Raw genomic sequence first — 17,469 nt, 5'->3', positions numbered from 1 at the left:
GGGGGGGGGGGGGTCGGGGGGGGGGGGGGGGGTTGGGGCCACCCCCCCCCCTCCCCCCCCCCACACCCGTGTCCGCGGTACTCGGTGGCCCGCCGTCACTTGGCCGGGCGCTGCACCGTCACCGACTTGATGACGACGGGCTCCTTGGGCTTTCCGTCGGTCGATCCGTCCGCCGTTCCCTTGGCGGCGATCTTCGCCACCGCGTCCAGCCCGCCGACGACCTTCCCGAAGGGGGTCCAGCTGGGCGGCATGCGGAAGGTGGGATCGGCGTAACTGATGAAGAACTGGCTGCCGTTCTTGCCCGGCAGGGCCTTGGACATGGCGACGGTGCCCGCGGGATAGGAGGCTCCGGCCAGATTTTCGTCCTTGAACCAGTACCCGGGGTCGGAATTACCCTCGCCGGCGGGGTCGCCGCATTCCAATACGAAAATCCCTCGAGTGGTGACCCGGTGGCATTTGCTGCCGTCGAAGTATTTCTTTCCGGCCAGGAAGGAGAACGAGTTGGTGGTGCACGGCGCGTCCTTGGTGAGGGCCTCGATGGTGACGGGCCCCTCCTCGGTGTCGATCCTCACCGTGTACGGCCGGGCCGCCGCCGCGGCGTCGAAGCCCGGGGCGGCGGCCTTGCTTCCGCCGTCGGAGGGTGTGTAGGTGCAGGTGACGGGCGGTTTGGAATCCGTGACGCCACCGGTGAGGGAGAGCGCCGTCCACGTGAGTCCGGAACACACGGCGACCGCCGCGACCGCGACGGCCGCTTTCCGGGCCGCCGGTCGTCCGCCGGATTTCGTCCCACTGGTCAGATTCATACGAGCCTCGAATTCGGTGAGCGGCCGTATATGACGCGGTGAGCGTATCCATTCGTACGGATGCGGGCGGGCGGCACACGCCGTGCAATTCGGGCGGAAGCCCCTCAGGAATCCGGTGCGTTGCGGGGGCGGCCCCGGGGCGGGATGGGGCCCGCCCCGCCGGGAAGGCGGCCGGCTTCGGACAGGGCGCGGCGGAGCAGGAACTCGATCTGAGCGTTGGCGCTGCGGAGTTCCTCCCCGGCCCACCGCGCGAGCGCGTCGTGCACCTGCGGGTCGAGCCGCAGCAGCACCTGCTTGCGGGCCTGCCGGGCGGCCTTGGGGGCCGCCGCCCGGCCCTCGGCCGGGTCGGCGGGGGAGTCCGCGCCTTCGTCGGGGCTCACTGGTAGAGGGTGCCCGTGTTGACGACGGGCTGGGCCGCGCGGTCGCCGCACAGGACCACCATCAGGTTGGACACCATCGCCGCCTTCCGTTCCGGGTCGAGGTCCACGATGTCCTGCTCCGCGAGGCGGGTCAGGGCGAGCTCGACCATACCGACCGCGCCCTCGACGATCTGCTTGCGCGCCGCGACGATCGCACCCGCCTGCTGGCGCTGGAGCATCGCGGAGGCGATTTCCGGGGCGTACGCGAGGTGGGTGAAGCGGGACTCGATGATGTGGACGCCGGCCGCTTCGACACGGGCGGACAGTTCGACGGCGAGCTTCTCGGTGATCTCCTCGGCGTTGCCGCGCAGCGACAGGCCGCCGTCCTCGTGGGCGTCGTAGGGGTACTCGATCGCGATGTGCCGGACGGCCGCCTCGGTCTGGGTCTCGACGAACTCGGTGAAGTCCTCGACCTCGAAGACGGCGCGGGCGGTGTCCTCGACCCGCCACACCACGACGGCCGCCAGCTCGATCGGGTTGCCGTAGGCGTCGTTGACCTTCATGACGGGCGTCTCGTGGTTCCGGACCCGGGTGGACAGGCGGCGGCGGGAGGTCAGCGGGTTGACCCAGCGCAGTCCGTCGGTGCGGACGGTGCCGCGGTAGCGGCCGAACAGCTGGACCACGCGGGCCTCGCCCGGCGAGACCGTGTTCAGGCCGCTCATGGCGATGACGGCGACGATGGTCAGGAGGACCCCGGCCGCGATCAGGCCCGCCTTGGCTCCGTCGTTCCCGGACACCGCGCCGAGCGCGATCAGGCCCGCCCCGGCCGCCACTCCCGCCAGGCCGAGCAGCAGCGCGAGCCCGCCGCCCACGCTGCGCGCGGGGAACTCCCGTACGCCGGCCTCGGTACCACCCGTGGTGTTCGTCATGATGTGCCCCGTTTCATCCAGTGGCGGCCGGTCGGGCCGCTTAGCAAAGTGATATCACTTTTTTGGACGGAGCGGGAGCCCGGCAACCTCCGGGGTCCCTAGTGCGTCGGTTCCTGTGGGATGGGTGCTCATTGTCACGTCCGAATTGCCCGGTATGAGAGCCCGTTGGCCGGTTTTTGTCACAGCCTGCGGTGTTAGCTTTCTGAGCTGACGTCGGGGGGTTATCGAGCGGAGCGGGAGCGATGGGCCGAGCAGAAGCGCGAAAGGCGCAGCAGCAACGCGGTGCGCGACGCACGCCGCGCGGGCGCGTCAAGGGCAAGGGCGGGACCTCGGGCGGCAAGCCGACCGGCATACGCCGCTTCTTCACCTGGAGGAAGGTGCTCGGCACCTTCTTCGGGGCGATGCTGCTCGGCATGGCGGCCCTGATCGGCCTCTACTTCTACGTGGAACCGCCGGACCCCAACGCCGAGGCGCTGACGCAGAACAACGTCTACAAGCTCTCCGACGGCACGGTCATGGCCCGCGTCGGCACCACGAACCGCCAGATCGTGTCGATCGACAAGATCCCGCAGGACGTGCAGACGGCCTTCATCGCCATCGAGAACAAGTCCTTCTACAGCGACCGGGGCGTCGACCTCAAGGGCATCGCCCGAGGCGTGTTCAACACCGTCACCGGCAAGGGCAAGGCCGGCGGTTCGACGATCACCCAGCAGTACGTCAAGAACTTCTACCTGACGCAGGACCAGACGGCGACCCGCAAGCTGAAGGAGCTGATCATCTCCCTCAAGGTCGACCAGGAGATGGAGAAGCCCCAGATCCTCGCGGGCTACCTGAACACCAACTTCTACGGCCGCAACGCCTACGGCATCCAGGCCGCGGCCCAGGCCTACTACGGGGTCGACGCCGAAAAGCTGACCCTGGAGCAGGGCGCGTACCTCGCCGCCGTCCTCCAGGCCCCCAGCCAGTACGACTGGGCGACCGCCGGCCCGAACGGCAAGAACCTGGTCATGATCCGCTTCAACGGCGTCCTCGACAACATGGTCGAGATGGGCAAGCTGGACCTGGCCAAGCGCAAGGAAATGAAGTTCCAGGAGCCGATCAAGCCCAAGGCGCCCAGCGGCATGGAAGGCCAGAAGGGCTACCTGATCCAGGCCGCCGACGAGGAGCTCAAGCGCCAGACCGGCATGACCGACGGCCAGCTCAAGGCCGGCGGCTGGGAGATCACCCTCTCCATCGACCCGAAGAAGCAGGCGGCGCTGGAGAAGGCCGTCCAGGACGAGCTGGAATCCAAGCTCGACCGCAAGGGCCGCCCCGTCGACGCCGCCGTGCAGGCGGGTGCCACCTCCGTGGACCCGAAGACCGGCGCGATCGTCGCGATGTACGGCGGCACCGGGCAGAGCGAGCAGTGGGCCAGCAACGCCCTGCGCAAGGACTTCCAGCCGGGCTCGACCTTCAAGCCGATCGTGCTCGCCTCCGCCATGGAGGGCAAGGCGAGCACGCAGGACGGGAAGCCGATCACGCCCAACACCCTCTACGACGGCACGAGCAAGCGCCCCGTGGTCGGCAGCGACATCCCGTTCAACCCGCAGAACCAGGACGACCGCGACTACGGCGACCCGATGATGACGGTGCAGTCCGCCACCAACTCCTCGGTGAACTCCGTGTACGCCCAGATGATCGTGGACGTCGGGCCGAAGAACGCGAAGAAGACCGCCCTGCAGCTCGGCATGGTCGACCGCGACGGCTGGCCCGAGGACAAGCCCGCCATGTCGCTCGGCACCATGAGCGCCGACACCCTGGAGATGGCCGGCGTCTACGCCACCTTCGACAACCACGGCAAGAAGGTCACGCCGAGCATCATCAAGTCCGCCAAGCACGCGGACCGCGAGTACAAGCCGGTCCGCGCCGTCGGCGACACGGCCATCAGCCGCAGGACCGCCGACACCGTCACCAAGGTGCTCACCGGCGTCGTCGAGGACGGATCCGGCAAGGCGGTGAAGAGCTCGGCCTACGAGGCCGCGGGCAAGACCGGCACCACCGAGAAGAACGTGGCCGCCTGGTTCACCGGGTTCACCCCGGAACTGGTCACCGTCGTCGCGATGTTCGGTGACGAGCCCGGCACCCACACCCAGACCAGCCTGACCGGTACGGCCGGCGGCGGACGCGCGGGCGGCTCCAGCTTCCCGGCCGCGATCTGGAAGCAGTACACCCTCGACGCGCTCAAGGGCGGCAGGACGGGCTCCTTCGACCTGGACGAGGCCGACATGGGCAAGGTCCAGTCGTCGAGCCCCAGCGGCACCCCGTCGACCACGCCGAGCTCGACGCCGAGTACGACGCCGAGCAGCACCCCGAGCCGGACGCCGAGCCAGACGCCCAGCCGGACGCCGAGCTCGACGCCGAGTTCGACCCCGAGCACGACGCCGACCCCGACGCCCACGCCGACGAAGTCGGGCTCGGGGAAGCCCTCGCCGCCGAACCGGGAGCCCGAACCGTAGGCACCGCAGGACCCGGACGCACCACTGCCCCGCAGGCACGAAGCCGCGGGGCAGTGGTGCGTCCGGGTGGCGGCCCGGTCAGCGGCGCTCCGGGCCCCCAGGGGCGGCCGGCAGCGCGAGCTCGAACCAGACGACCTTGCCGCTGCTCAGCCGGGTGGCACCCCAGCGGCGGGCCATCCGGTTGACCAGGAACAGGCCGCGGCCGCCCTCGTCGTCGTCCCGGGCCCGGCGCTGGCGCGGCAGCTGCGGGGAGTCGTCGCCGACCTCGCAGCGCAGTACGTCCGTCCGCAGGAGGCGTAGGGTCACGGGCCGCTCGGCGTACCGCACGGCATTCGTGACGACCTCGCTGACCAGCAGCTCCAGCGAGTCCTCCAGCTCCTCCAGCCCCCAGCGCGCGAGCGCGCGGCGGGCGAACCGGCGGGCCCGGCCCGGAGCGGTCTCCTCCGGGTCCAGGAACCAGTACGCCACGTCGCTGGGCGCGATCCCGTCGAACCGGGCCGCGAGCAGGGCGATGTCGTCGTCCCGGTCACCGGGGCCGAGCATGTCCAGGATGTCGTCGCACAGGGCCTCCAGCGGCGGCGGGTGGTCCAGGCCCGTCAGCTGCGCGGTGGTGGCGAGGCGCTCGCGGAGCTGCTCGATGCCGGTCCAGACGTCGCGCAGCCGGGACTCGACGAGGCCGTCGGTGTACAGCACGAGCGTGGCCCCGGCCGGGGCGTCCAGCTCCACGGCCTCGAAGTCCACGCCGCCGACGCCGATGGGGGCGCCGGGGGGTACGCGCAGCACCTCGGCGCGGCCGCCCAGGTGGAGCAGGACCGGCGGCGGGTGGCCGGCGTTGGCGATGGTGATCCGGTGCGAGACCGGGTCGTAGACGGCGTACAGGCAGGTGGCCATCCGGTCGGAGCCCAGCCGCTGCGCCTGCTCGTCCAGGTGGTGCAGGACCTCGGCGGGCGGCAGGTCGAGCTGCGCCAGCGTCTGGGCCGTCGTACGGAGCTGTCCCATGATCGCGGCGGAGGTCATGGAGTGGCCCATGACGTCGCCGACGACGAGTGCGACCCGGCTGCCGGGCAGGGGTATGGCGTCGTACCAGTCGCCGCCGACCCGGGCCGTCTCGGCGGCGGGCAGGTAGCGGCTGGCGAGGCGGACCCCGGTGGGCTGGGGGAGGCTGTCGGGCAGCATCGTGCGCTGGAGCTCGTCGGCGATGTAGGCCTCGCGGCCGTAGAGCACGGCCTTGTCGATGCCCAGCGCGGTGTGGGTGGCCAGCTGTGCGGCGACGAGCAGGTCGTTCGTCTCGAAGGCGGGCCGCTCGGGGGTGCGCAGGAACACCGCCGCGCCGATGACGCGGCGGCGGCCCCGCAGCGGCGCGAGGATGGCCCGCTGGCCGCGCGGGACCGGGTGGTCGGCGCCCAGCAGCTCCGGCAGGGCGGCGCGGGCGGCGGCGGAGGACCCGAAGACGGGCCGTACGCCGCGCAGCACCTCGGCGAGCGCCCCGCCGGGGCGGATCTCGCACAGCTCGGCCGCGGGCAGGTCACCCTGCGGGCCGACCAGGGCGAGCTGGCTGAAGTCGAGCTCGCCGTCGGGGGTCATCGCACCGGCGAGGCCGGCGAGACCGGAGGCGGTCCCGGATCCGGCTCCTGCACCGGCACCGGCACCTGCTCCCGCTCCTGCTCCGGTGAACTCGTCGATCGGCCGGAGCCGGTCGGTTCGGCGCAGCCTTAAAACGACCGGTCCGACGGGCCGCTCGTCACCGACCGGCAGCGGATCGCGCAGGTAGACGAGGATGGCGTCGGAGAAGGTCGGCACGGTGGCCCGGCACAGGCCGAGCACGATCTCGTCGAGGTCGATCCCGCGCGCGATCCGCCGGGTGGCGGCTCCGACGAAGCGCAGCCGGTCGCCCTCCCGGCGGGCGATGGTCGCGTCGACTCCGATGCCGCTGACCTGCGCGGGGGTGGCGGTCTGCCCGGCGCCGGTGTGTCCTGCGCCGGCCTGCCCGGACGCGCCGGGCCGTCCCGCCGCCCCGCGGGCGGCTTCGCCGTCGCGGGTGCGTGCGCTGCCGGCCTGCGCGGCCGCGGCCTCGTCACGGCCGGCCCGGACCCGGGCGTCGCCCTGGCCGGGCGCGGCGGGGGAGTCCGTGCCTTCGTCGGGGCCCGCGGCCCCGTCGGAGGCGGACGGTGCACCCGCCGTGGCGCGGGGACGGGGCAGGTCCGCCGCCTGGGGCTGCGCATGCGTGCGCACGGCCTCGGCCGCCGGGAGCGGGGCCTTGCCGTGGCCCAGTTCCTCCGTGCCGTGGCCGGGCTCGTCCGTCCGACCGCCGGAGGCAACCGGCTGGGGGCCCTCCTGAGAGGTGGGGTACTCCGTCACGCGTGGCATTCCGTCCGTTTGCGCTCGATGTGCGCTGCACTCAACTCGGTCAGTCGCGGTATACCCGCTCAGCGGCGGGGACACCATCGCCCCGCGTTTCCGCGTCCCGCTCGTTACCTCTCGTTATCGCGTCGGCCTAGGTCAAATGCTGTGCTGCTGGCGACATTTGACCGCCGACGCCCCGGCGGAGGACGATCCTACGATTGCCCCCCGGGGGCGCATCAAGGGTCTCATGAGGTCATATGCGCCGGAGTGCGGTCCCAGTCCTCCGGCAGGGCCGGTACGCCCCAGGCCGGGTCCGGTCGCCAATCCTGCCAGCCTTCGGAGAACGGCGGGCCCCAGGCCCGGATCAGGTCCACCGCCGCACTGCCGGCGGCGCGCACCCGCCGGGCCTGTTCCGGGTCCATCAGACCGGACCGCTGGGCCTGTGCGAACTCGTCCTCGTCCCGCCACTTCCAGCTGCGGTCCGGGTAGACGGAGATGTCCAGGAAGTGGTCCTCGGAGTCGATGCCGCCGGACCAGCGGGTCCGCGGCTCCTCCAGATTCACGTACCAGCTCTTGAACTCCCAGCCGTGGTCCCAGAACAGCCACACCGACCAGGGGTCTCCGGGCCGTGCCAGCTTCAGCACCCCCGCCCCGAACCAGCGGGACCGTACGGTGGTCCGCGGCGCGGTGTACCGGGTGGCGAGCGGCTCCTCGTGGACCGGGGTCCCGTCGGCGAGCACCGGCTTGACGCACTCGGTCCCGGGGGCCATCCACACCGCGAGCAGCTCGTCGGTGTCGGTCACCACGGTCACGGGCCGGCAGATGTGGACGGCGCCCTTCGCGTCGGGCGCGTGGTCCCGGTAGCGCCAGAGGATCTGCTCGCCGGGCGCCCAGCGGACGCCCTCCGCGGCGCCCCGCTCCGCACGTCGGGCCGAGCCCCGTGCCGAGCCCCGTGCCGAGCTCTGCGCACTGCCGCCCCCGCGGCCTCCGGTACCTGTCATGGGCAGATCTTAGGGCGGGGGTCCGGAGGATCGCTGCGCTGCAGGTCACCGAGGTGTCCGAGGGCGGGAAACGACCGGATCCGGACCCCGGGAGGGGGCGGCCCGGCCGGGGTCAGGGGTGGGTCATCCGCAGCACGTCCAGTGCTTCGTCGAGCTGCTCCAGGGTGAGGTCGCCGCGGTCCACGTAGCCCGACTCCAGGACGACCTCGCGGATCGTCTTGCGTTCCGCGAGGGACTTCTTGGCGACCTTGGCGGCCTCCTCGTAGCCGATGTACCGGTTCAGCGGGGTCACCACGGAGGGCGAGGACTCGGCGTACTCCCTGGCCCGGGCCGTGTTGGCGGTGATTCCGTCCACGGTGCGGTCGGCCAGCAGGCGGCTCACGGAGCCCAGCAGCCGGATGGACTCCAGGAGGTTGCGGGCCATCACGGGGAGCATCACGTTGAGCTCGAAGTTGCCCGCGGCGCCGGCCACGGCGACCGCCGCGTCGTTGCCCATCACCTGGGCGGCGACCATCAGCGCGGCCTCCGGGACGACCGGATTGACCTTTCCGGGCATGATCGAGGACCCCGGCTGGAGATCCGGGAGGTTGATTTCGGCCAATCCGGTGCGCGGGCCCGAGGCCATCCAGCGCAGGTCGTTGCAGATCTTGGTGAGCGAGACGGCGACCGTACGGAGCATTCCGGACGTCTCGACGAGGGCGTCCCGCGCCCCCTGGGCCTCGAAGTGGTCCCGTGCCTCGGTCAGCGGCAGCCCGGTCGCTGCCGCCACCTCGGCGATCACGGCCGCGGAGAACCCGGGCGGGGTGTTGATCCCGGTGCCCACGGCGGTCCCGCCCAGCGGCAGCTCGGCCAGCCGGGGCAGCGCCGCGCGCAGCCGCTCGACGCCGTAGCGCAGCTGTACGGCGTACCCGCCGAACTCCTGGCCCAGGGTGACCGGGGTGGCGTCCATCAGGTGCGTCCGGCCGGCCTTGACCACCTGCGCGAACTCGGCGGACTTGCGCTCCATCGCGCCGGCCAGGTGCTCCAGGGCGGGGATGAGCGCGCCGGTGACGGCGGCGGTGGCGGCGATGTGGATGGAGGACGGGAAGACGTCGTTGGAGCTCTGCGAGGCGTTGACGTGGTCGTTGGGGTGGACCGCGCGGCCGAGGCGCTCGGTGGCCAGGGTGGCGATCACCTCGTTGGCGTTCATGTTGGACGAGGTGCCGGAACCCGTCTGAAACACGTCGACGGGGAAGTGGTCGTCCCAGCGGCCCTCGGCCACCTCGGCCGCCGCCGAGACGATGGCGTCGGCGATGTCCGCGTCGATCACGCCGAGCCGGGCGTTGACGGTGGCGGCGGCGGCCTTGATCCGGGCCAGCGCCTCGATGTGGGCGCGCTCCAGGCGCTGTCCGGAGACGGGGAAGTTCTCCACGGCGCGCTGGGTCTGAGCTCGCCATTTGGCGTGCGCGGGGACGCGTACGTCGCCCATGGAGTCGTGCTCGATGCGGAACTGTTCATTCGTCATCTGTGGTGCCTCCTCAAAAAGTTGAGCAATTGTCTTGTTCGGACTGTTCCCAACTCGCCTACCGGCCAGTAAATACCGGGGGTAACACCGAGATCGGGGAGGCGTTCATGGCACGTGCCCGTACACAATCAAGGATCAGGCTCAGATCTACCTTCGCCGCCGTCGCGGCGGCGGCGGCCGCCCTCGGGGGTGTCACCGCCATCACCCCCATGGCCCACGCGGCGACCGCTGCGGCCACCCCCCTCACGCCCGAACTGGAGGCCATCCGGGCCGCCGAGGCCGTCAAGATCTACGGCGACTCCGCGATCCGCCCGCTCGCGGACCGCAAGACCGGCCTGATCTCGCTCGGCGACAGCGAGATCTCGGGCGAGGGCATCGGCAACTACGACCCCGCGACCAACACGTCGTCCAACCAGTGCCACCGCTCGCCGGACACGGCGATCCACCGCACCGGCATCGCGGCCGACTACACCTTCAACGTGGCCTGCTCCGGCGGCTACACGGGCAACATCAAGATCGGCGGCAGCAAGCAGTACGCCGACGAGCTGGTGCAGAGCGACAGCCTCGCCATCAAGGCCCGCAACACCAAGATCAAGATGGTGCTGCTGGTCGCCGGGGCCAACGACGACCTGCAGTTCGGCCCGGTCATGACCGACTGCGTCACCCGCTGGGTGCTCAGCCAGGGCACCTGCGAGCCGAAGTACGGTCCGGGCTGGCAGGCGCGGGTCGACGGCCTGAAGCCCAAGGTCGAGGCGACGATCGGCGACCTCAAGACGGTCATGCGCGACGCCGGTTACGCCGACTCCGACTACAAGCTGGTCGTGATGGGCTACCCCAGCCCCATCGGCCCCGACTTCAACGACAACCCGAACTTCCCCGGCAAGCTCCCCGGAGGCTGCGCCGGCTACGACTCCGACGCCTCCTGGGGCCGCAACTACGCGGTGCCCACCTTCGAGAAGGGCATGCGCGCGGCCGCCCTCGCCGCGGGCGCGACCTACCTCGACAACTCGCGGCTCTTCCAGGGCCACGAGGTCTGCATGGAGGACACCTGGGCCCGCGGCCTCTACCTCGATCTCGGGGACCACTTCCCGTGGGACGAGAACACCGCCCGCCAGTCCTTCCACCCCAACTACCGCGGCCACGGCGCCTTCGCGTCCTGTCTGACCCAGCTCTACGCCTCCGGCCTGCGCGAGGCCTCCTGCGCCGACCCGGCGAGCACCGGCACCCCCGTCCTGCAGGCCGGGGCCTGGGACGACCTGTACAAGCCGCTGAAGAACGAGGCGACGGGCAACTGCGTCGACTCCAACGGCGGCTCCAGCGCCAACAACACCAAGGTCCTCGGCTGGGACTGCCACGGCGGCCGCAACCAGGGCTGGTGGTACGACTCCGCGAAGAAGTCCCTCCACGTCGAACTCACCCACGACCGCTGCCTGGACGCGCCCGGCGCCAACTACGGCAACGGCACCGGGCTCATCATCTGGAACTGCCACGGCGGCGCCAACCAGCAGTTCGTCCGCGACGGAGCCACCTTCCGGCCCGCCGCCGCCCCGGGCCAGTGCCTGACGGTGGCCGCGGCCCACGAGCCGCTGCGCCTCCAGCCCTGCAACGGCTCGGCGAACCAGCGCTTCGCGTAACACCCCCGCCAGACCCCGTACCGCCAGACCTGTACCCCCGTCAGGTCGAACCCCCCACACCCGGTCGGCGCACCCCGGCCGGGTGTTCACATGTCCAGGAGCAGTTTCCGTACGTCCCGGGGCCGGTTGGTGATGAGCGTGTCCACGCCCAGCCGGACGCAGAGCTCCACGTCCTCGGGCTCGTCCACGGTCCACACGCGGACCCGCAGCCCCTTCGCCTTCAGCCGGCCCACCAGACCCGGGTCCTTGCGGACCAGATCGATGCCGGGGCCCGCGTGGGTGGCGAACGGGGGGCGCGGCGGCCGGACCGCGTGCTCGATCAGGTAGACCGCGGGCAGTCCCGGTGCGAGCCGGTGCATCCGGGTCAGGGCGTTGCGGGAGAAGCTCATCACCTCGACGCGGCCGGATCCGCCGTCGGCGAGCCCGTACTCCCCGAGCACGCGCACGAGCTCGGCCTCCAGCCGGCCGCCCGCGCGGGTGGGGTGCTTGGTCTCCACGGCCAGCCCGACGGGGTAGGGCGCGGCCAGCGCCTCCTTGACCAGGTCCTCGAACAGCAGCACCCGTGCTCCGGCGTGCGCTTCCCCCTTCCACGCCCCGAAGTCGAGGGCGCGCAGCTCCTCGTACGTCATCTCGGAGACGACCCCGCGCCCGTCGGAGGTCCGCTCGACGCGCCGGTCGTGCACACAGACCAGCCGGTGGTCGGCGGTGAGCCGCACATCGCACTCGAGCGCGTCGGCCCCGTCGGCGATGGCCTGCCGGTAGGCCTCGATGGTGTGCTCGGGGTGCTCGTGGGAGGCCCCGCGATGCGCGATGACCCGCGTACCGCGGGCCGGGGAGAGGTCGGTCGTCGCTGCCATACGGAAATCCTTGCAAACCGGGGTGAACGCGCTGGTGCGGGGTCGTGTCCCCGACGTTAACCGGATGCGGTGGCCCTACCGGGCAGGGCAGGGTGACGCCATGCCGGAGCTGATGATGCCGATCTCGCCCTGTGAGCCGTGCTCGCGGTGTGTCTTCCACGCCTGGCAGCTGATCGAGCAGGGCCGGCTGCTGTGGAGGTCCGAGTGGGAGTGCGAAACCTGCGGGTTCGGATCGCCGGAGACGTGCAACCGCGACGAAGGGTGGGGCCGGCCCCCGGAGTGGGTTCGCGCAGCCGTGGTGGCGGCCGAGGGCACGGTCCCGCTCCGCGCGGGCGGCGCCGGCGGCGCGGGCCTGAAGGCTTTCCGTGACGCGCTCGGCCTGACGATGCAGGAGCTCCTGGCCGCCGTCCGCGACGGCTACCAGGCCACGCCGGTGGAGGCCCGGTACCTCGCGGATTTCCTGCGCGAGGCGGATCCGGCGGCCGGGCGGAGCTAGCGCCCGACCGGCCGCCGGGCCGGGCCTACAGGCCCGGGCCGCGGACCGGGATGTGGGTGAAGGTGGGTTCCGGGGCCGGGTTCTGGAAGAAGTCGTTGCCCTTGTCGTCGACCACGATGAAGGCCGGGAAGTCTTCGACCTCGATCTTCCAGACGGCTTCCATGCCGAGCTCCTCGTACTCCAGGACCTCGACCTTCTTGATGCAGTCCTGCGCGAGGCGGGCCGCCGGGCCGCCGATGGAGCCCAGGTAGAAGCCGCCGTGCTTGCCGCACGCGTCGGTGACCTGCTGGGAGCGGTTGCCCTTGGCGAGCATGACCTTGGAGCCGCCCGCCGCCTGGAACTGCTCGACGTAGGAGTCCATGCGGCCGGCCGTGGTCGGGCCGAAGGAGCCGGACGCGTAGCCCTCGGGGGTCTTGGCCGGGCCGGCGTAGTAGACCGGGTGGTCCTTCAGGTACTGCGGCATCGGAGCGCCCGAGTCGAGGAGTTCCTTGATCTTGGCGTGGGCGATGTCGCGGGCCACGACCAGCGGGCCGGTCAGGGAGAGGCGGGTCTTGACCGGGTGCTGGGTGAGGGTCGCCAGGATCTCGTCCATCGGCTGGTTCAGGTCGATGGAGACCACGTCCGCCGTGGCGTCGGAGAGGTGCTCATCCGTCGTTTCCGGGAGGAAGCGCGCCGGGTCCCGCTCCAGCTGCTCCAGGAAGACGCCCTCGGCGGTGATCTTCGCGGTGGCCTGGCGGTCCGCGGAGCAGGAGACGGCGATCGCGATCGGGAGGGACGCGCCGTGGCGGGGGAGGCGGACCACGCGGACGTCGTGGCAGAAGTACTTGCCGCCGAACTGCGCGCCGATGCCGATCTTCTGGGTGAGCTCGAAGACCTGCTGCTCCAGCGCTTCGTCGCGGAAGCCGTGGCCCAGGGGGGAGCCCTCGGTGGGGAGCTCGTCCAGGTAGTGGGCGGAGGCGTACTTCGCGGTCTTCAGGGCGTGCTCCGCCGAGGTGCCGCCGACCACGATCGCCAGGTGGTACGGCGGGCAGGCCGCCGTGCCGAGCGAGCGGATCTTCTCTTCCAGGAACTTCATCATGGAGGCCTCGTTGAGGACCGCCTTGGTCTCCTGGTAGAGGAAGGACTTGTTGGCGGAGCCGCCGCCCTTGGCCATGAAGAGGAACTTGTACGCGCCGCCGTCGGTCGCGTACAGCTCGATCTGCGCGGGCAGGTTCGAGCCGGTGTTCTTCTCCTCCCACATGGTGACCGGGGCCATCTGCGAGTAGCGCAGGTTCAGGCGGGTGTAGGCGTCGTAGATGCCGCGGGAGAGGGCTTCCTCGTCGCCGCCGGAGGTCAGGACGTTCTGGCCGCGCTTGCCCATCACGATCGCGGTGCCCGTGTCCTGGCACATCGGCAGGACGCCGGCCGCGGCGATGTTCGCGTTCTTCAGGAGGTCGAGGGCGACGAACTTGTCGTTCGCCGAGGCCTCGGGGTCGTCGATGATGCGGCGCAGCTGCGCGAGGTGCGCGGGGCGCAGGAAGTGCTGGATGTCGTGGATGGCCTCTTCGGCGAGCTTGCGCAGCGCCTCCGGCTCGACCTTGAGGAACGTACGGCCGTCGGCCTCGAAGGTCGAGACGCCTTCGGAGGTCACCAGCCGGTACGGGGTGGAGTCCTCGCCCAGGGGCAGCAGGTCGGTGTACGCAAACTCTGGCATGACGGCAGTCATTCCCTCACTCGGCAGACGGCGCTGACGACCGTTTGGCAGCGCGGTATCCAGCGTAGGACCTCTTCCGGCGGCTTTTGTTGTGAGGTAAGGCTCACTGCCCAGTATCGCGATCTATCGTGTCTGGCTATGCTGGGGCCGTGGACCTGGAAAAGCAGCCCTCGCAGCCCTCATCCGCGCCGGCCCCCGCACCGGCCCCCGCGCCCGCCCCCGGGCTGCGCGCCTCCGACGCGGACCGGGACCGGATCGCGCAGATCCTCGCCGACGCCGTCGCCGAGGGCCGGCTGACCGCCGAGGAGCACTCCGACCGGCTCGACTCGCTGTACGCGGTGAAGACGGTCGCCGAGCTGGACGTGCTCGTACGGGACCTGCCCGCGCCCGGCACCCGTCAGGAGGCGGTGTACCGGGCCGTGGGCGCCCCGGCGGGAGCCCCGGTCGAAACGGTCGTGGCCGTGTGCAGCAGCTCCTCCCGCAAGGGCCGCTGGCGGCCGGGCGCGCACACCCGCGCGGTCTCCGTCCTGGGCGACATCAGCATCGACCTGACCCAGGCCGTCTTCGAGCAGCAGGTCACCGAGATCAACGTGACCAGCGTCCTCGGCAACGTCGAGATCCTGGTCCCGGAGAACGTCACCCTGCGCGGCTACGGCAGCGGCGTCCTCGGCAACTTCGAGGTGCGGGGCGAGGGGCGCGGCGAGACCGACCCGCAGGCCCCGGTCGTGATCGTCCGCGGCTTCGCGCTGCTGGGCAACATCGAGGCGCGCCCCAAGCTCGGAGCCCGCCTGGTGGACCTGGCGAACCGGCTCCGCAAGGGCCGGGAGGGCGCACTCTAAGATCGACACGGCGACAACTGGCGCTGAAATCAGCCCCTTTGGCCGGTAGGAGTCCGTAGGGTCGGCCCATGACCGCATCCAAGTGGGACCTTCTCGACCAGGCGTACGACGCGCTGCGCTCCGTCGCCGCCGCCATACCGGCCGACGCCCTCGGCGCACCGACGCCGTGCGACCAGTGGAATGTCGGCCAAGTGCTCCAGCACGCGGCCGGCGACCAGCTCGCCTACGCGGGCCGCCTCACCGGCGGGCCGGGACCGGCCGAGGACCCCTTCGCGCCCACCGGAACCCTGGCCGGCAGCCCTGCGGAACTGCTGGAGCCCGCCCTCGCCGCCGGCGCCGAGGCCTTCGCCGGGGTCCTGCCGGGCACCGCCGAGGTGGCCGTGCCGCTGCCCCCGTTCACCCTCCCCGCCGAGACCGCGGTCGCCGCGGCCGCCCTCGACGCCGCCGTCCACGCCTGGGACCTCGCGGTCGCCACCGGCCAGGCCTCCCCGCTCACCCCCGCCCTCGCGGCGGCGCTGAGCCCGGCCGCCCGGCTGCTCGCCGAGCCGCTGCGCGGGTTCGCGTACGCCCCGGCGCTCGCTCCCGCGCCCGATCCGGACGCCGATCCGGTCGGTGCGCTGCTCGCCTTCCTGGGCCGCCGCAGCGACTGGACGCCGCCCGGCGCGTGACGTCCGGGTGACGGGCGCGGGGCCGGGAGGGGGCGCACCGGGCGGACCGGGAACGGTCCGGGAGCGAGTCCGGGGGCGGCCGGAGCGGGAGCACCTTTCGGTCGAACCGGCCGGATCGGCGGCACTCGGTGCATAGGGGAGCGCACAGCGGGTAGGGACAGGTGCGTCGCCTCTCTCGCTCGCGTATACGTCGTCAGGAGTAGACCGTGCCGCATCCGCCGCGCCAGTCCCTGCAGGTAGCCGCCGTCCAGAGTCTTCAGGGGCGCCCGGCGGCTGTCGTGCCGAAGCCGCGGGTGCCGGCCAGGGAAGAGGACGGCCCATGGCACGCGGACGCGGTGTGCCGGCGCGACGAGGCCGGACTGTTCTTCGCCCCGTCCAAGGAGCCGACCGCCGCCCGGCTGTCCCGCGAGGACGCCGCCAAGCGGGTCTGCGCCCGCTGTCCCGTCATGGTCGCCTGTCGGGAGCACGCGCTGATCCAGCCCGAGCCCTACGGAGTCTGGGGCGGGCTGACGGCCGCCGAGCGCCGGGTGGTGCTGGCCCGCCGGCGGCGCCGGGCGGGGGAGCTGCGCGAAGCCTCGTAGGGCCGGAGCCTCGTAGCGAGCCGTCCTGTCAGAGGGCATGCCGAAGGGGCGCCCCCGCCGCACGCGGGAGCGCCCCTTCGGTGTTGCCGTGCCGCCCGTGGCCTACTTGGCGCGGTCGAAGTCGATCGCGCTGTACGCGCGGAGCTTCGAGAGGCGGTGGGTCGAGTCGATCTGCCGGATCGTGCCCGACTTGGAGCGCATGACCAGCGAGGAGGTCGTCGCGGTCTCCGAGCGGTAGTGGACGCCGCGCAGCAGCTCGCCGTCCGTGATGCCGGTGGCGACGAAGAACACGTTGTCGCCGGAGACCAGGTCGTCCGTGTACAGGACGCGGTCCAGGTCGTGGCCCGCGTCGATCGCCTTCTGGCGCTCGGCCTCGTCCTTGGGCCACAGCTTGCCCTGGATGGTGCCGCCCATGCACTTGATCGCGCAGGCCGAGATGATGCCCTCGGGGGTGCCGCCGATGCCGAGCAGCAGGTCGATGCCGCTGTCCTCCGTGACGGCCAGGACCGAGCCGGCGACGTCTCCGTCGGAGATGAACTTGATGCGCGCGCCGGTCTCGCGGATCTCCTTGACGATGCCCTCGTGGCGGGGGCGGTCCAGGATGATCACCGTGACGTCTTCCACGGCCATGTTCTTGGCCTTGGCGACGCGGCGGATGTTGACGGAGACCGGGGCGTTGATGTCGACGAAGTCGGCGGCCTCGGGACCGGTGACCAGCTTCTCCATGTAGAACACCGCGGACGGGTCGAACATGGTGCCGCGGTCGGCGGCGGCCAGCACGGCGATGGCGTTCGGCATGCCCTTGGCGTTCAGGGTGGTGCCGTCGATGGGGTCCACGGCGATGTCGACCTCGGCACCGGTGCCGTCGCCGACCTGCTCGCCGTTGAAGAGCATCGGGGCTTCGTCCTTCTCGCCCTCGCCGATGACGACGACGCCGTTCATCGAAACGGTGGAGATCAGGGTCCGCATCGCGTTGACGGCGGCGCCGTCGGCGCCGAGCTTGTCACCGCGTCCGACCCAGCGGCCCGCGGCCATGGCGGCGGCCTCGGTCACCCGTACGAGTTCCAGGGCGAGGTTGCGGTCGGGTGCCTCCGGAGAGACTTCGAGCTGGGGCGGCAGGTTGTGCTCGGTCATCGGAGCGCACCTTTCTGTACGGCGACGGCCGGGAGTGAGGGTCCCTGGACTCTATCGGTACGTCGACATATTGAGCAGACCGGGTCACGTATGAGCGCCATATCGGTCAGTCGATTGTCCTGAGCGGACATCT

Annotated in this window: 15 protein-coding genes; 6 read left to right on the top strand and 9 right to left on the bottom strand. The window is 71.5% G+C overall.

What is annotated here, in order from left to right; all coding sequences use genetic code 11:
- Window positions 1-95: 95 nt before the first annotated feature.
- The 3 genes from ACFRU2_RS28050 to ACFRU2_RS28040 all read right to left on the bottom strand — a co-directional run bounded on the left by ACFRU2_RS28050 (window position 96) and on the right by ACFRU2_RS28040 (window position 2,091).
- Window positions 96-803, bottom strand: a complete 708-nt coding sequence (locus ACFRU2_RS28050) for a peptidylprolyl isomerase (protein WP_382977017.1) — start codon at window positions 801-803, stop codon at window positions 96-98.
- A 104-nt stretch (window positions 804-907) separates the two neighbouring features.
- Window positions 908-1,183, bottom strand: coding sequence for a hypothetical protein (locus ACFRU2_RS28045; RefSeq protein ID WP_250742780.1), 276 nt, complete (start codon window positions 1,181-1,183; stop codon window positions 908-910).
- Entirely contained in the window at window positions 1,180-2,091 is a 912-nt protein-coding gene (locus tag ACFRU2_RS28040; protein ID WP_382977015.1) for an SPFH domain-containing protein, read from the bottom strand. The genes ACFRU2_RS28045 and ACFRU2_RS28040 overlap by 4 nt, the downstream gene beginning before the upstream one ends.
- A 242-nt stretch (window positions 2,092-2,333) precedes the next feature.
- Between ACFRU2_RS28040 and ACFRU2_RS28035 the strand changes: the two genes are divergently transcribed.
- The gene (locus tag ACFRU2_RS28035; RefSeq protein ID WP_382977012.1) at window positions 2,334-4,586 is read left to right on the top strand and encodes a transglycosylase domain-containing protein; all 2,253 of its coding nucleotides are present in this window, start codon (window positions 2,334-2,336) and stop codon (window positions 4,584-4,586) included.
- A gap of 78 nt (window positions 4,587-4,664) precedes the next feature.
- Here the strand turns inward: ACFRU2_RS28035 and ACFRU2_RS28030 are convergent, their stop codons facing one another.
- The 3 genes from ACFRU2_RS28030 to ACFRU2_RS28020 all read right to left on the bottom strand — a co-directional run bounded on the left by ACFRU2_RS28030 (window position 4,665) and on the right by ACFRU2_RS28020 (window position 9,434).
- Window positions 4,665-6,944: a SpoIIE family protein phosphatase gene (locus ACFRU2_RS28030; protein WP_382977009.1), complete on the bottom strand. Its 2,280-nt coding sequence runs from the start codon at window positions 6,942-6,944 to the stop codon at window positions 4,665-4,667.
- A 230-nt stretch (window positions 6,945-7,174) separates the two neighbouring features.
- Window positions 7,175-7,930, bottom strand: coding sequence for a DUF402 domain-containing protein (locus tag ACFRU2_RS28025; RefSeq protein WP_382977007.1), 756 nt, complete (start codon window positions 7,928-7,930; stop codon window positions 7,175-7,177).
- A 112-nt stretch (window positions 7,931-8,042) separates the two neighbouring features.
- A complete protein-coding gene (locus tag ACFRU2_RS28020; protein WP_382977004.1) occupies window positions 8,043-9,434 on the bottom strand; it encodes a class II fumarate hydratase in 1,392 nt (463 codons plus the stop codon).
- 107 nt (window positions 9,435-9,541) lie between these two features.
- On the opposite strand from ACFRU2_RS28020, the gene ACFRU2_RS28015 reads away from it, so the two are divergent.
- On the top strand, window positions 9,542-11,068 hold the full coding sequence (locus ACFRU2_RS28015) for a ricin-type beta-trefoil lectin domain protein (protein WP_382977001.1): 1,527 nt from the start codon (window positions 9,542-9,544) through the stop codon (window positions 11,066-11,068).
- Between the two features lie 86 nt (window positions 11,069-11,154).
- Here ACFRU2_RS28015 and ACFRU2_RS28010 read toward each other — a convergent pair whose 3' ends face one another.
- Window positions 11,155-11,925: a glycerophosphodiester phosphodiesterase gene (locus ACFRU2_RS28010; RefSeq protein ID WP_382977000.1), complete on the bottom strand. Its 771-nt coding sequence runs from the start codon at window positions 11,923-11,925 to the stop codon at window positions 11,155-11,157.
- Window positions 11,926-12,025: 100 nt separating this feature from the next.
- Here ACFRU2_RS28010 and ACFRU2_RS28005 point away from each other — a divergent pair, with 100 nt between their 5' ends.
- Window positions 12,026-12,421 carry a hypothetical protein gene (locus tag ACFRU2_RS28005; RefSeq protein ID WP_382976998.1) on the top strand — a complete coding sequence of 132 codons (396 nt, stop codon included), beginning with the start codon at window positions 12,026-12,028 and terminating at the stop codon, window positions 12,419-12,421.
- A 25-nt stretch (window positions 12,422-12,446) separates the two neighbouring features.
- On the opposite strand, the gene ACFRU2_RS28000 is transcribed toward ACFRU2_RS28005, so the two are convergent.
- Entirely contained in the window at window positions 12,447-14,114 is a 1,668-nt protein-coding gene (locus ACFRU2_RS28000) for a fumarate hydratase (protein ID WP_382976995.1), read from the bottom strand.
- Between the two features lie 149 nt (window positions 14,115-14,263).
- Here ACFRU2_RS28000 and ACFRU2_RS27995 point away from each other — a divergent pair, with 149 nt between their 5' ends.
- The 3 genes from ACFRU2_RS27995 (at window position 14,264) to ACFRU2_RS27985 (ending at window position 16,202) form a co-directional block, all read left to right on the top strand.
- The gene (locus tag ACFRU2_RS27995) at window positions 14,264-14,953 is read left to right on the top strand and encodes a DUF1707 domain-containing protein (RefSeq protein ID WP_382976993.1); all 690 of its coding nucleotides are present in this window, start codon (window positions 14,264-14,266) and stop codon (window positions 14,951-14,953) included.
- A gap of 68 nt (window positions 14,954-15,021) precedes the next feature.
- Window positions 15,022-15,621, top strand: a complete 600-nt coding sequence (locus tag ACFRU2_RS27990; RefSeq protein ID WP_382976990.1) for a TIGR03086 family metal-binding protein — start codon at window positions 15,022-15,024, stop codon at window positions 15,619-15,621.
- Between the two features lie 206 nt (window positions 15,622-15,827).
- Window positions 15,828-16,202 carry a WhiB family transcriptional regulator gene (locus ACFRU2_RS27985; RefSeq protein ID WP_374213444.1) on the top strand — a complete coding sequence of 125 codons (375 nt, stop codon included), beginning with the start codon at window positions 15,828-15,830 and terminating at the stop codon, window positions 16,200-16,202.
- 102 nt (window positions 16,203-16,304) lie between these two features.
- On the opposite strand, the gene glpX is transcribed toward ACFRU2_RS27985, so the two are convergent.
- Window positions 16,305-17,336: a class II fructose-bisphosphatase gene (gene glpX / locus ACFRU2_RS27980; RefSeq protein ID WP_382976987.1), complete on the bottom strand. Its 1,032-nt coding sequence runs from the start codon at window positions 17,334-17,336 to the stop codon at window positions 16,305-16,307.
- Window positions 17,337-17,469 lie beyond the last annotated feature (133 nt).

The organism is Streptomyces sp. NPDC056883 (assembly GCF_042788835.1).
In the GTDB taxonomy this organism is placed as follows: Bacteria; Actinomycetota; Actinomycetes; order Streptomycetales; family Streptomycetaceae; genus Streptomyces; species Streptomyces stoeckheimensis.
The sequence above is the reverse complement of the archived record's forward strand: the minus strand, read 5'-3'. Positions and strand labels throughout refer to the sequence as shown.

Coding starts and splice junctions, on each gene's coding strand:
- ACFRU2_RS28020 (WP_382977004.1), bottom strand. CDS start 9,434: ATGACGAATGAACAGTTCCGCATCGAGCACGACTCCATGGGCGACGTA.
- ACFRU2_RS28025 (WP_382977007.1), bottom strand. CDS start 7,930: ATGACAGGTACCGGAGGCCGCGGGGGCGGCAGTGCGCAGAGCTCGGCA.
- glpX (WP_382976987.1), bottom strand. CDS start 17,336: ATGACCGAGCACAACCTGCCGCCCCAGCTCGAAGTCTCTCCGGAGGCA.
- ACFRU2_RS28015 (WP_382977001.1), top strand. CDS start 9,542: ATGGCACGTGCCCGTACACAATCAAGGATCAGGCTCAGATCTACCTTC.
- ACFRU2_RS28000 (WP_382976995.1), bottom strand. CDS start 14,114: ATGCCAGAGTTTGCGTACACCGACCTGCTGCCCCTGGGCGAGGACTCC.
- ACFRU2_RS27990 (WP_382976990.1), top strand. CDS start 15,022: ATGACCGCATCCAAGTGGGACCTTCTCGACCAGGCGTACGACGCGCTG.
- ACFRU2_RS28005 (WP_382976998.1), top strand. CDS start 12,026: ATGCCGGAGCTGATGATGCCGATCTCGCCCTGTGAGCCGTGCTCGCGG.
- ACFRU2_RS28010 (WP_382977000.1), bottom strand. CDS start 11,925: ATGGCAGCGACGACCGACCTCTCCCCGGCCCGCGGTACGCGGGTCATC.
- ACFRU2_RS28035 (WP_382977012.1), top strand. CDS start 2,334: ATGGGCCGAGCAGAAGCGCGAAAGGCGCAGCAGCAACGCGGTGCGCGA.
- ACFRU2_RS28050 (WP_382977017.1), bottom strand. CDS start 803: ATGAATCTGACCAGTGGGACGAAATCCGGCGGACGACCGGCGGCCCGG.
- ACFRU2_RS28040 (WP_382977015.1), bottom strand. CDS start 2,091: ATGACGAACACCACGGGTGGTACCGAGGCCGGCGTACGGGAGTTCCCC.